This window comes from Phyllobacterium sp. CCNWLW109 (assembly GCF_037203905.1).
Classification (GTDB): Bacteria; Pseudomonadota; Alphaproteobacteria; order Rhizobiales; family Rhizobiaceae; genus Phyllobacterium; species Phyllobacterium ifriqiyense.
On sequence record NZ_JBBCBK010000003.1, the window covers coordinates 571,604 to 583,929 of the forward strand.

Consider the following 12,326-nt stretch of genomic DNA (forward strand, 5'->3'; position numbering starts at 1 on the left):
TGAACATGGAACTCGCGTAACACGGACTGCGGCCAATGCAAACAAAAACGCTCAAGATCGGTACACGTGGGAGTGCTCTTGCGCTTGTGCAAGCCCATGAGACACGCGACCGGTTGGTCAAAGCTCATGGTTTGAACGAGTCCGATATAGAGATCGTCGTTATCTCGACAAGTGGCGACCGGATTCAGGACAGGCCCCTGTCGGAAGTTGGCGGCAAAGGTCTTTTCACGTTGGAGATTGAAGAACAGCTTGCCGATGGGCGTATTGATTTTGCTGTTCATTCATCGAAGGACATGCCGACATTCCTGCCCGAAGGGCTGCATCTGTCGGTGTTTCTTGAGCGTGAAGATCCCCGGGATGCTTTCATCGGACGGAACGTTAAATCGCTGGCCGACTTGCCCTTGGGCGCAATTGTGGGCTCTGCATCACTTCGGCGTCAGGCATTGATCAAGCGCCTTCGGCCAGATCTGAAACTTGTCAATTTTCGCGGCAATGTGCAAACGCGCCTGCGCAAGCTTGCCGATGGAGAAGTTGACGCAACATTTCTGGCCTATGCAGGCTTAAAGCGCCTTGATCTTGGCCATGTCGTAACGGAGTTGATGGATTCCAGGGCTTTTCCCCCAGCACCGGGACAAGGTGCAATCACGGTCGAAAGCCGTATTGGCGATGACCGGATCGACAACCTGCTCGCTCCGATCAATCATCTGCCAACTTCGACTGCCCTGGCTTGCGAGCGTGCGTTCCTTGGCACTTTGGATGGTTCCTGCCGGACCCCGCTCGCAGGGCTTGCGACAATCTCGGGTGAGGCATTGCATTTCCATGGAATGATCTTGCTGCCTGACGGTAGCGAGGTTCATGAGGTTACCGGTGAGGGATCTGTTGCCGATGCCGCACAGATCGGACGCGATGCGGCGCTGCGTGTTCGGGAAATGGCGGGTGCTCATTTCTTTACGGATTGGCTCTGATATGAAATCTGTTTTGGTTACGCGGCCCGAACCCGGAGCAACCAGAACAGCCCAACGACTGGCCGATTTGGGCTTCCAGCCTCTGGTTTTACCGCTTAGTGCAATCAAACCTCTGCCAATACCACAAGTGTCCGGGCACTATGATGCCGTTGCATTTACCAGTGCGAACGCGTTGCGGCATGTGCCAGAAGAATTTCTTGCTACGCTTTATGACCTTCCCTGTTTTGCGGTTGGTAGCTCCACCGCGCAAATAGCTCGTGCAAAAGGTTTCAAACAGGTTCTTTCGGGAAACGCGGATGGGCTATCACTGGCTGCACAGATTAATAATTCAACGTCTGAAAACGCACGGATACTTTACCTTACCGGGCGAGTCAGGGCGCCTCAGTTTGAAGATATTCTGGGGCAGTCCGGTCGAAGGGTGATAGCAATTCCTGTCTATGACACGATTTTGAACCATTATGAGGCCGATTATTTGGCGCAGCTTTTCGAGTCATCGCCCGTCGATATTTGTCTACTCTATTCGAAAAGGGGTGCTTTGGCGCTTCTCGCCGAGATTGGTAAAGCGAATGCTCATCATCTATTTGAAAATGCACAGTTTTTATGTCTGTCTGACAATATAGCGCACATCGTTTCAGACCAGGGTTTCCGCCATGTCCACGTTGCCAGAGTGCAAGATGAAGCAGGATTATTTGAATTGCTGCATGCTTGATCCCGCCTGTTAGCAGCCAAGCTTGTACGACGGGTGGTTTCATATGAGGAACTTCCTTGCTAGCTTTAGAGTTCAATCGAAGCATCTGTTCCTGAAGAGAGTTTCCATGGCCAAATCTACTGTTCCGCGTCATTCCAAAACGACCCGCAAATCGATGACGATCGAACTGGAGCCCTCTTCGATACAAAAGTCCGCCGTATCCCCAAAAAATGTGCCGGAGCCGGAACCCGTAGGCTTCGATCCAGCGGCTAAAGCAACTGCAGCAGCGGCAGTTGAAACGGTCGAACGAAAGGTAAGTGCAGAGCCGCCATCCTCAGTGCCAAATTTCGGTCGCGCTGATCCGGCGCCGGACAAAAATCCGCCAAGGATGAGTTCCGTCAGCGCCGCCCCTCCCCAAAAGTCGACTGACTCATTGGGGCGACTCGTTTCAGGTCTCATTGGCGGTGTCGTTGTTCTTGCCGGTGCTGCTGCGTTTCAATGGGCTGGTATATTTCCCTCACCCAAGACAGACGTTTCCGCTTTAGAACAGCAGATCGCGCAGTTGCGGGATGCGCCGGCAAAACCTCTTGATGAAGCCAGTCAAACGGCGCTGAATGAGGCTTTGGCGAGCGCCAAGCAGGCGGCCGAGCAGGTTGCTGGGCTAGCGGCAGAGTTGAGTTCGGTAAAACAGAGCCTTACTGAGATCCAAAACGGTGCTTCGCCTACGGGTGCTGCTGTCGACACCAGCGCTATCGATGCACGCATCGCGACTCTGGAAAAGGAAATCAGTGACAACAAGCAGCAGGCTGTTCAGGCTGATGGTGCGGCTGCGGGCGCAACAACAAGGCTTGACGCGCTCGAAGCGAAGGTCAATGACACGTCCGGACAAGCCAATATGGCGCTCGCAATGGCCGCAACGGGATTAAAGGCTGCCGTTGATCGAGGCGAGCCTTACAAAGCCGAGCTTGATACCTATCTGGCTGTTGCTCCGGCGGCAGGAGAGGTTGAATCGTTGCGGCCAGCAGAAACTAAAGGCATACCCACCGTCAATGCGCTGGCAAGCGAATTTGGCGATGTCGCCGCCAGGATTATATCAAGCACTCGCACTGTCGACCCCAATGCCGGAATTCTGGATCGTCTCTGGGCGAGTGCATCTGGTTTGGTCGAGGCGCGACCAGTCGGTATGGTTGAAGGCGAGGGCGCCGACGCGATATCGGCGCGTATAGAAGCTCATTTAAATGCCGGTGATCTGAGCGCTGCGATTGCTGAGTGGGAAAAACTCCCAGATGCAGCTAAAACGGCGTCTGCAGATTTTGGCAGTGCTATGAAGGCACGGCAGAATGCAAGCGCAGTGGTGTCAAAAGCCCTGTCCGATGCCCTGAGCGGCATCAAGACCTCGACCGGTCAGGAGTAAGAAGATCATGATGCGCATTCTGTTCTTCTTCATTGTCGTGTTGTTGCTGGGTGTCGGCTTTGCCTGGCTGGCAGATCGACCCGGCGATCTGGTTCTGACCTTCGCTGGCATGCAATATAAAGTCAGTCTTATGGTGGCAGCAACGAGCATTGTTGCTATTGTTGCCGGCGTCATGCTGAGCTGGTGGCTGGTGAAAAGCATCGTCACCTCGCCCTACGCCTTGCGGCGGCATTTCCGTGCGCGCAAACGCGACCGTGGTTATCAATCACTTTCCACAGGCCTCATTGCCGCTGGTGCAGGTGATGGGCAAACAGCACGTTTGATGATCAAGCAGGCTGAAAAGCTTCTCAATGTCGATCAGGAGCCATTGATCAAACTGCTGGATGCGCAAGCTGCAATGCTTGAAGGCCGCACTGATGATGCGCGAGCCAAGTTTGAAGCCATGTTGGATGATCCTGAGACGAAGTTGCTCGGTTTGCGAGGGCTTTATCTGGAAGCACAAAGATTGGGTGCACGTGATGCGTCCCGCCATTATGCCGAAGAGGCTGCCTTGCTGGCTCCCAATGTCGAGTGGGCGGCTACCGCAGCACTTGGTCAAAAAACCACCCATGGCGATTGGGATGGTGCTCTGTTGCTGCTCGACAAGCAGAAAGCGACCAAGCAGATCGACAAGGAAAAGGCCAAGCGTGAGCGCGCCGTCATCCTTACCGCAAAAGCAATCGAGACATATGAGAGTGATCCGACGAATGCGAAGCCACTGGCCATAGAAGCAAACAAGCTGGCTCCGGATCTTGTTCCGGCGGCAATCGTTGCGGCCAAGGCGCTGTTTGCTCAAGGCGATTTGCGCAAGGGTTCGAAAATTCTTGAGTATACCTGGAAGCGGGAGCCGCATCCCGGCGTTGCAGATACCTATGTTCATGCCAGGGTTGGGGATTCACCTATTGATCGCTTAAAGCGCGCGCGCCACTTAGCCGGGCTCTATCCGCATCATGCAGAATCCAATTTGGCAATTGCTCACGCTGCTCTTGCCGCTGGCGAACTCAAGGAAGCGCGTGAAGCCGCCGAAGCAGTTCTGCGCAGTACGCCTCGTGAAAGTGCCTATTTGCTGCTTGCGGATATTGAGGAAGCGCAGACCGGCGATCAAGGCCGTGTCCGGCAATGGCTGTCCCGCGCGGTAAAAGCGCCACGCGATCCCGCATGGACCGCCGATGGCTACGTCTCCGATCGCTGGGCGCCAGCCTCCCCGGTAACGGGAAAGCTGGACGCGTTTGTGTGGAAAGTCCCGGTAGAACAAATTGGTCCTGTGATCGATGCGGGCGATGATTTTGACAAAGCGTTGGCGACGGAGCCGTCAAGACCGGAGCAGCCTACAATAGAGGCAAAACCGATTTTACCCCCACGCAAACAGGACACAAAATCGCAGCCGGTGGAGCTTTCTGAGGATCAGGACGTGGTGGATGCGGAAATTGTGCCGTTTGAGTCGCCAACACAACAAACTGCAAAGGCTTCGTTGGACAAATCTTCGGCGAATTCGGATTCGCCCCAGAGAATTGCATCGGTTCTGCCACGGCTGCCGGAGAAGCCAGAGGAATCTACTAGCGAGCCATTTGTTGGACCGGTACCGGATGATCCAGGTGTGAAACCGGAGTATAAATCATCGCAATCGAACAAGAAATTCAAGTTGTTCTGATGGTGGTAAAAGCCATCGGGTCTTGTTTGCGGCAAGATGCACAGTAGCGGGATAGGACGACTCGGGCTATCAATTGAAAAGTGATACCAAAGCGGAAAGACTCCCATAAATGCTTGATCGCCTTGTTACTTTTTTTAAAACCTTACCGTCCGGTGAAAGTGGCGCCGAGCATTTTTCAAAATCTGATCCCCGTCTTGCGGCCGCTGCCCTCCTTTTTCATGTCATGGATGCAGACGGTTCAAGCAGCAAAGAAGAACGCAAGCGCGTCTCACAACTCATATCCAATGCTTATGGGCTGAAGGGCGAGGCACTGAAGCGCCTTTTGAATGAGGGTGAGCAGGCCGATCAAGAGGCAGTTGATCTTTACAGCTTTACCAGCATCATAAAGCGCAATCTTGACGAGGATGCCCGGATCAAATTCATTGAGTTGATGTGGGAAGTTGTTTTTGCAGATGGGGTTGCCCATGAACTTGAGGACAATGTTGTCTGGCGGGTTGCCGAACTGATCGGCGTATCCACCCGAGACCGGGTTACCATGAAGCAACGTGCTGCAGTTCGAGCCGAACGGGATGTGCCCGAAGAATAGGACAAAAGCGGATGTTCCAGACAGAATGGATGGAAGCGGCGGGTCATACACAGCGCCCAAAAATCCTCGCAGTTCTGCATCAGGAAAGATCTAGCACTGGACGCGTCGGACAGCTGCTGCTGGAAGCCGGGTTTGTGTTGGATATCCGGCGCCCGCCGCTTGGCGATCCATTGCCGGATACTTTGGAAAATCACGCCGGCGCTGTTATTTTTGGCGGGCCAATGAGCGCCAACGATCCAGAAGAATATATAAGGCGGGAAACAGATTGGCTGTCGGTACCGTTGGCTGAGGAAAAGCCATTTCTTGGTATCTGCCTTGGGGCCCAAATGCTGTCCAATCACCTCGGTGGAAAAGTTTCCCCTCATCCCGACGGGCTGGTCGAAATAGGCTGGTACCCTTTGGAACCGACAGAGGCTGGCAGGACCCTTATGGACTGGCCATCCATGGTCTATCACTTTCATCGTGAAGGCTTTGAACTGCCAAAATCAGCCACTTTGCTGGCTACGGGCAACACCTATGCCAATCAGGCTTTCCGCTACGGCAAGAATGCCTGGGGCGTGCAGTTCCATGCGGAGTTGACGCGCGCCATGATGCAGCGCTGGGTGGTTCGCGGGTCGGAACGGTTTTCGCTTTGCGGCGCCCAGCAGGGCCGGGATCATCTGGAAGGCCGGATGATCCATGACGCTGTTCTAAAAGCTTGGCTACAACGCTTTTTAGGTATTGTTTTCGGCGCTCCGGTTGCTGCCTAAAAGCTTCAGGTCCTGCCCTGCAAATTACGAGCCTTGCGAAGCTGCGGAAACCACCAAGCCCACAATCCGGCAACGGCAACAGTTCCAATTCCACCAAACACCACGGCTGGAATTGTTCCAATCATAGAGGCCATGATCCCTGCGCGGAATTCTCCCAATTCATTTGAAGCGCCGACAAACATCATATTCACGGCATTAACGCGGCCACGCACATTATCCGGTGTCCAGAGTTGAAGCAGCGTTTCGCGAATGTAAACGCTGACCATATCTGCCGCGCCCATCAATGCGAGAACCACTATGGAAAGCCAGGCAAGGTTTGACACGCCAAACATGATGGTGAGCAAGCCAAACAGGGCTACGAAGACAAACATGATAAGTCCGGCATGATCGCGGATGGGATGGCCTGTCAACCAGACAGCGGTCAGGATTGCGCCGATACCGGGTGCCGCACGCAGCATGCCCAGCCCCCATGGTCCGAGCTCCAGAATATCGCGCGCATAGACGGGCAATAGCGCTACAGCACCACCGAGCAAAACTGCAAAAAGATCGAGTGAAATGGCACCAAGGACGACTTTCTCTTTCCAGATGTAGTGGAAGCCTGCCAGCAGGGTTTGAAGAGATTTTTTCTCATTCAACGTATGTTGCGTGGGTTTAGGAATGGAGAATATGGCGAGGACGGAAATGAGCAACATGATGCAGGCGACGCCATATGCTGCCACAGGCGATATACCGTAGAGCAACCCTCCGGCGACGGGACCAACCAGCGTAGCGATTTGCCAAGCCGAGGAGTTCCATGAAACGGCGTTCGAGAATATCTCTGCAGGCACGAGATTGACGACAAGTGACGAAGAGGCAGGGCCGAGAAATGCCCGCCCGACGCCGAAACCAGCCAGCACGAGGAAAACATGCACAGGGCTGAAGCTGTGTGTCACGGTAAGCAAAAGCAACAGCGCAGCGCAGATCAACTCGACGCCGATCGACAATCCCATGATGAGGCGGCGTCCGAAACGGTCCGATGCAGCGCCGGTAACCAGAACCAGCAAGAGCGCTGGTGCGAACTGCACGAGCCCCACCATGCCAAGATGAAAGGGATCGCGTGTTAGATCATATATCTGCCAGCCAACCGACACACTGATGATCTGAATGGCAAATGAGCCAAAAAATCGTGAAAGCCAGTAAAGTGTGAAGGAGGAGTGGCGAAAGGCGGCGTAACGATCGTGAACCGCATCCGTTGCAGGAATGGTCATTTCGGTGAGGAAAACTCCGGGAGATGGAAATTTCTTCTAGAACAATTTACTGCGGAAGTAGAGAAAAAAGCGGCACTTTATATTGCAGAGTGAAAGTAAGTGGGAGCGAGCAGGTTTTACGCGGCTCGCTCCGGCAGGTTGTTAGTCTTTGCCGAGCAAAGATTTCCAAATAACTGCACCAATGGCAGCGCCAATGAGTGGGGCTACCCAGAAGAGCCAAAGCTGACCGAGGGCCGCAGTTTCGGCAAACAGGGCCACGCCCGTGGAGCGGGCCGGATTGACTGAAGTGTTGCTGACAGGGATGGAAACCAGATGGATCAACGTCAGACCAAGGCCAATAGGAATTGGCGCGAAGCCTGCTGGAACGGAAGCAGAAGTTGCCCCCAGGATAATGATCAGAAAGAATGCCGTCAGCACGACTTCGGCCACAAGCACTGCTGTTAGTCCATAGCCGCCCGGTGAGAGCGTATCATATCCATTTGATGCAAAGCCCCCAGCGGCAAATCCGGCCTTCCCTGATGCAACAAGATAGAGCACTGCTGCCGCAGCGATTGCTCCAATTACCTGTGCTATCCAGTATGGGATCAGCTGTTTAACGTCGAAGCGACCGGCTATAGCCAGTCCAAGCGATACTGCCGGATTGAAATGCCCCCCTGAGATACCGCCGACCGCATAGGCCATGGTGAGAACGGTAAGACCAAAGGCCAATGCAACGCCTAGATAGCCGATACCAACGTCAGGTAGCCCGGCTGCCAGAACAGCACTGCCACAACCACCAAGAACTAGCCAGAATGTACCGAAGAATTCCGCTGATAGTCTATTTAGCATGGTAAACCCCCTAGATGAAAAAGGGCCGGATTGGCCCGAATCACACGCTCTATATTTATTCCTGTTTTTTTGGTTCAACAATATCTAGTGGGTTACCTTGGTAAATGGACCGGCTCTAGTCTTTCTAAGACAGTACACGACATGGAAATACTATGAGCGACCTTTGAACGAGCAACTGGGAAAATACGCCTGGCCATTGGCCTCTTGCTCGTAGGCCAGTCAATCGCTACATAACCTGTGACTTTCAGGAGAAACAGATGCTCGCTATCATCCGAACCATAGATCTTGCCCTCGATATCTATACCTGGATTCTTATTGCCAGCGCGATTTTTTCATGGCTTTACGCTTTTAACGTCATCAATTCGAGCAACAGATTCGTCGCTTCCATTGGCGATTTTCTCTATCGCGTGACCGAACCCGCCTTGCGCCCGATACGGCGGTTCCTCCCCGATCTCGGTGGGATCGATATTTCTCCCATAGTCCTGCTGTTGCTGATCTTCTTCATCCGTCAGCTGCTATGGACCACTATTGCGCCAATCCTGCTTTAAACAGTGACGAGCCAGTACTTTCGCAAGGAAGTTGACGGTCTAACGGTTTTTGTGCGGTTGACCCCAAAATCTGCAAAAGACGCAGTGGAGGGTGTGGAAACAACGGATGATGGCCGTGCGCATCTCAAGGTGCGGGTGCGGGCAGTTCCCGAAGATGGGAAGGCCAATGCAGCACTTATAAAGCTATTGGCAAAATGGCTAGATGTTGCACCGCGAAGTATCACGATTGTTGCAGGGGCAACGTCGCGGCTTAAACAAATCAGATTTGAAGGCGATCCGGGCAGCCTGATTGCCAAGCTGTCCGGTTCAATAAAACTCTAAATAGATTACGCAGTGCCAACTTTAGCGTTATGGCGCTCAATCGCTTCTCTGATCAACTGGCGCGCGGCATCTTCATCGCCCCAATCGCCGATCTTCACCCATTTGCCGGGCTCTAGATCCTTATAATGTTCAAAGAAATGTTGGATCTGCTTTAGCGTGATTTCCGGCAGGTCTGTGTAATTGTGGACCTTCTCGTAACGCAGCGTCAGATGCGGCGAGGGAACAGCAATGATCTTTTCGTCCTGGCCCTTATTGTCTTCCATGACAAGAACGCCAATCGGACGGACATTGATCACGCTTGTAGGCATCAATGCGCGGGTATTACAGATAAGAACGTCGATGGGATCCCCATCATCCGATAATGTATGGGGTACGAAACCATAATTGCCTGGATAGGTCATGGGCGTGTGCAGAAAGCGATCGACGAAGAGCGCGCCGGAATCCTTATCCAGTTCATATTTGATAGGTTGACCGCCGACGGGGACTTCGATGATCACGTTAACGTCTTCAGGAGGATTGTTGCCGACAGGAATGGCATCGATGCGCATATTCTAGGAGTCCTTGTTGGTTTGGGAGTGCTGTACTGATTTTTGGCCCTTTGCGCAACAAGGCGCCGCCTTTTAGGTCGTCATCCAACCTATTCTTGCGACGATTGGGCGCAAAATCAGGATATATCGTAGTATGATTGATGCAGAGAGATGATTTTAACTCCAGACGAAAGCGCGCTTCTTGAGCATCTTGCCGTCGAAACATTCGACACCCTCAGCTACGTCACGGCCCCCCGCACCGTGATAGAACGAAACGGCAAGATCATTGTCCTCAAGCACCCAGATGACCATACCCTTAAGACCTTGGTCGCCCAAGCTGCGCCTTGCTGCGTCGAGCAATCGTGAGCCGAGACCGCAGCCTTGATATTCCGGACGGATGTAGAGTTCGTAAACCTCGCCCTTCTCCGGCAATTGGCGGGCGCGGTTAGGCCCGAGTGTTGCGTAACCGGCGACGACGCCCCCAATATCCGCCACCAGAATTTGCGTAGAGCGCTTGATGGCTCGTGCCCACCAATCTGCTCCTCTGCGTTCCAGCATGGTGTTAAGAGCGCGATGAGGAATGATGCCGGTGTAGGCACCGCGCCAAGCAGCCAGATGAATGGCAGAAATTGCCACCGCATCAGCCAAACCGGCTTTTCTTATCTCGGTTACGTGCGTGCTCATGGCAAAGAGCATAAACCTGCGACACGCGATTTCGCAACGGCATTACGAACGATTTTTGGGAGCATCAAAAAGAAAAGCGGCGATAAACGCCGCTTTTCCAAAGTCTATAAGTTATGGCGATTAAGCTGCGCCGGCAGCCTTATTGCTCTTTTCGAAACGCTTGCGTTCATTCGGATCAAGGTAAAGCTTGCGCAAACGAATGGACTTCGGCGTAACTTCCATAAGTTCGTCATCCTGAATCCAAGACAGAGCGCGTTCGAGCGTCATGCGGATTGGCGGGGTGAGCTTGACGGCTTCGTCCTTGCCGGCAGCGCGGATATTGGTCAGCTTCTTGCCCTTGAGGATATTCACTTCAAGATCATTGTCGCGCGAATGGATGCCAATGATCATACCGGCATAGACCTTAACGCCTGCTTCGATAATCATCTGACCACGGTCTTCGAGGTTCCACATGGCGAATGCCACGGATTCACCCTGATCGTTGGAGATCAGAACGCCATTGTTGCGACCTGCGATTTCGCCCCGGAAAGGCTCATAGGCGCGGAACAGCCGGTTCATGATCGCGGTGCCGCGTGTATCTGTCAAAAGCTCTGACTGATAGCCAATGAGGCCGCGTGTCGGTGCGTAGAAAACCATCCGGACACGATTGCCGCCAGAGGGACGCAGCTCAACCATTTCGGCTTTGCGCTCTGACATCTTCTGAACAACCGTACCGGAATATTCTTCATCAACGTCGATCAGAACTTCTTCGATAGGCTCGAGCAGATTGCCTGCATCGTCCTTTTGCATCACAACGCGCGGGCGGGAAACACCAAGCTCAAAGCCTTCACGGCGCATGTTTTCGATGAGAACGGCGAGCTGCAATTCACCGCGACCGGATACGAAGAATGAGTCCTTTTCGCCCGATTCCTCGACCTTGAGCGCAACATTGCCTTCAGCTTCCTTCATCAGGCGATCACGAATGACGCGGCTGGTAACCTTGTCGCCTTCAGTGCCGGCGAGCGGGCTGTCGTTGACGATGAAGGACATGGTAACCGTTGGCGGATCGATAGGCTGCGCATGAAGCGGTTCGGTCACTTCAAGAGCGCAGAAAGTATCAGCAACAGTTCCTTTTTGCAGACCGGCGATTGCAACGATGTCGCCCGCATGGGCTTCGTCAATCGATTGGCGCTCAAGACCACGGAAGGTCAAAATCTTTGAGATACGGCCGGTTTCGATCTGTGTGCCATCGCCGTGCAAAACCTTGACGGGCTGGTTGGACTTGACTGTACCGGAATGGATGCGGCCTGTGATAATGCGACCCAGGAACGGATCGGCTTCAAGGATTGTTCCGATCATCTTGAAAGGGCCTTCGCCAACGGTTGGCGCGGGCACATGATCAAGAACCATGTCAAACAAGGCCGATAGGCCCTGATCCTGCGGGCCTTCTGGATTTTTTGCCATCCAGCCATTGCGGCCTGAACCATAAAGGATCGGGAAATCAAGCTGTTCGTCAGTAGCGTCCAGTGCAGCAAAAAGATCGAAAACTTCGTTTACGACTTCTTCGTGACGTGCATCAGGACGGTCGATCTTGTTGATCGCTACGATTGGACGAAGACCAACTTTCAAAGCCTTACCGACAACAAACTTTGTTTGTGGCATCGGGCCTTCAGCCGCATCGACGAGAACGATGGCGCCATCGACCATCGAAAGAATACGTTCGACTTCACCACCGAAATCGGCGTGGCCAGGTGTATCAACGATGTTGATGCGGGAATCTTTCCAGACTACGGAAGTGGCCTTCGCGAGAATGGTGATCCCGCGTTCCTTTTCGATGTCGTTGGAGTCCATCATTCTTTCGGCAACGCGCTGATTATCGCGGAAGTTGCCGGACTGTTTCAATAGTTCGTCAACAAGCGTGGTTTTGCCATGGTCAACGTGTGCGATGATCGCGATGTTGCGCAGTTTCATGAGGTTCTCTTTGGAGGATTGTGGACGCAAAATTGCATGCGACGCTTTACATTTGCGCGCTCCATACATGTTTTTTCGCAATTGCGAAAGGGGGCGGCACAGGAATATGCCGCCCAGATCGCATTCCGC

13 protein-coding genes are annotated in these 12,326 nt (G+C 53.4%); 8 read left to right on the top strand and 5 right to left on the bottom strand.

All coding sequences use genetic code 11. From position 1 onward, the window contains the following. Nucleotides 1–35: 35 nt before the first annotated feature. The 6 genes from hemC to V9K92_RS13345 all read left to right on the top strand — a co-directional run bounded on the left by hemC (nucleotide 36) and on the right by V9K92_RS13345 (nucleotide 6,092). Complete coding sequence (gene hemC, locus V9K92_RS13320) at nucleotides 36–965, top strand: hydroxymethylbilane synthase (RefSeq protein ID WP_337354201.1); 930 nt, start codon at nucleotides 36–38, stop codon at nucleotides 963–965. Then, the gene (locus V9K92_RS13325) at nucleotides 919–1,674 is read left to right on the top strand and encodes a uroporphyrinogen-III synthase (protein WP_337354202.1); all 756 of its coding nucleotides are present in this window, start codon (nucleotides 919–921) and stop codon (nucleotides 1,672–1,674) included. Before hemC ends, V9K92_RS13325 begins: the two co-directional genes overlap by 47 nt. A gap of 106 nt (nucleotides 1,675–1,780) precedes the next feature. Further along, nucleotides 1,781–3,067 (top strand): COG4223 family protein, encoded by a 1,287-nt coding sequence (locus V9K92_RS13330; protein ID WP_337354203.1) that lies wholly within the window; start codon nucleotides 1,781–1,783, stop codon nucleotides 3,065–3,067. A 7-nt stretch (nucleotides 3,068–3,074) separates the two neighbouring features. Next, nucleotides 3,075–4,757, top strand: coding sequence for a heme biosynthesis protein HemY (locus V9K92_RS13335; protein WP_337354204.1), 1,683 nt, complete (start codon nucleotides 3,075–3,077; stop codon nucleotides 4,755–4,757). A gap of 109 nt (nucleotides 4,758–4,866) precedes the next feature. Continuing rightward, nucleotides 4,867–5,343 carry a tellurite resistance TerB family protein gene (locus tag V9K92_RS13340; RefSeq protein WP_115054394.1) on the top strand — a complete coding sequence of 159 codons (477 nt, stop codon included), beginning with the start codon at nucleotides 4,867–4,869 and terminating at the stop codon, nucleotides 5,341–5,343. Between the two features lie 11 nt (nucleotides 5,344–5,354). Beyond that, entirely contained in the window at nucleotides 5,355–6,092 is a 738-nt protein-coding gene (locus tag V9K92_RS13345) for a glutamine amidotransferase (RefSeq protein ID WP_115054393.1), read from the top strand. A 5-nt stretch (nucleotides 6,093–6,097) separates the two neighbouring features. Here V9K92_RS13345 and V9K92_RS13350 read toward each other — a convergent pair whose 3' ends face one another. Continuing rightward, nucleotides 6,098–7,339, bottom strand: a complete 1,242-nt coding sequence (locus V9K92_RS13350) for an MFS transporter (protein ID WP_337354205.1) — start codon at nucleotides 7,337–7,339, stop codon at nucleotides 6,098–6,100. Nucleotides 7,340–7,480: 141 nt separating this feature from the next. Then, on the bottom strand, nucleotides 7,481–8,167 hold the full coding sequence (gene aqpZ / locus V9K92_RS13355; protein ID WP_115054391.1) for an aquaporin Z: 687 nt from the start codon (nucleotides 8,165–8,167) through the stop codon (nucleotides 7,481–7,483). Nucleotides 8,168–8,424: 257 nt separating this feature from the next. On the opposite strand from aqpZ, the gene V9K92_RS13360 reads away from it, so the two are divergent. After that, the gene (locus tag V9K92_RS13360; protein WP_115054390.1) at nucleotides 8,425–8,715 is read left to right on the top strand and encodes a YggT family protein; all 291 of its coding nucleotides are present in this window, start codon (nucleotides 8,425–8,427) and stop codon (nucleotides 8,713–8,715) included. Between the two features lie 3 nt (nucleotides 8,716–8,718). Beyond that, nucleotides 8,719–9,036, top strand: a complete 318-nt coding sequence (locus V9K92_RS13365) for a DUF167 family protein (protein ID WP_115054389.1) — start codon at nucleotides 8,719–8,721, stop codon at nucleotides 9,034–9,036. A 5-nt stretch (nucleotides 9,037–9,041) separates the two neighbouring features. Here V9K92_RS13365 and ppa read toward each other — a convergent pair whose 3' ends face one another. From ppa to typA, 3 genes are all read right to left on the bottom strand, one after another. After that, a complete protein-coding gene (ppa, locus tag V9K92_RS13370) occupies nucleotides 9,042–9,584 on the bottom strand; it encodes an inorganic diphosphatase (protein ID WP_115054388.1) in 543 nt (180 codons plus the stop codon). Between the two features lie 156 nt (nucleotides 9,585–9,740). Further along, nucleotides 9,741–10,247: a GNAT family N-acetyltransferase gene (locus V9K92_RS13375; protein WP_337354206.1), complete on the bottom strand. Its 507-nt coding sequence runs from the start codon at nucleotides 10,245–10,247 to the stop codon at nucleotides 9,741–9,743. 120 nt (nucleotides 10,248–10,367) lie between these two features. After that, complete coding sequence (typA, locus tag V9K92_RS13380) at nucleotides 10,368–12,197, bottom strand: translational GTPase TypA (RefSeq protein ID WP_115054778.1); 1,830 nt, start codon at nucleotides 12,195–12,197, stop codon at nucleotides 10,368–10,370. Nucleotides 12,198–12,326: the final 129 nt, after the last annotated feature.

Excerpts from the sequence above, each read along its gene's own strand:
- hemC (WP_337354201.1), top strand. The coding sequence starts at position 36 with ATGCAAACAAAAACGCTCAAGATCGGTACACGTGGGAGTGCTCTTGCG.
- V9K92_RS13330 (WP_337354203.1), top strand. The coding sequence starts at position 1,781 with ATGGCCAAATCTACTGTTCCGCGTCATTCCAAAACGACCCGCAAATCG.
- V9K92_RS13335 (WP_337354204.1), top strand. The coding sequence starts at position 3,075 with ATGATGCGCATTCTGTTCTTCTTCATTGTCGTGTTGTTGCTGGGTGTC.
- V9K92_RS13340 (WP_115054394.1), top strand. The coding sequence starts at position 4,867 with ATGCTTGATCGCCTTGTTACTTTTTTTAAAACCTTACCGTCCGGTGAA.
- V9K92_RS13345 (WP_115054393.1), top strand. The coding sequence starts at position 5,355 with ATGTTCCAGACAGAATGGATGGAAGCGGCGGGTCATACACAGCGCCCA.
- V9K92_RS13350 (WP_337354205.1), bottom strand. The coding sequence starts at position 7,339 with ATGACCATTCCTGCAACGGATGCGGTTCACGATCGTTACGCCGCCTTT.
- aqpZ (WP_115054391.1), bottom strand. The coding sequence starts at position 8,167 with ATGCTAAATAGACTATCAGCGGAATTCTTCGGTACATTCTGGCTAGTT.
- V9K92_RS13360 (WP_115054390.1), top strand. The coding sequence starts at position 8,425 with ATGCTCGCTATCATCCGAACCATAGATCTTGCCCTCGATATCTATACC.
- ppa (WP_115054388.1), bottom strand. The coding sequence starts at position 9,584 with ATGCGCATCGATGCCATTCCTGTCGGCAACAATCCTCCTGAAGACGTT.
- V9K92_RS13375 (WP_337354206.1), bottom strand. The coding sequence starts at position 10,247 with ATGAGCACGCACGTAACCGAGATAAGAAAAGCCGGTTTGGCTGATGCG.
- typA (WP_115054778.1), bottom strand. The coding sequence starts at position 12,197 with ATGAAACTGCGCAACATCGCGATCATCGCACACGTTGACCATGGCAAA.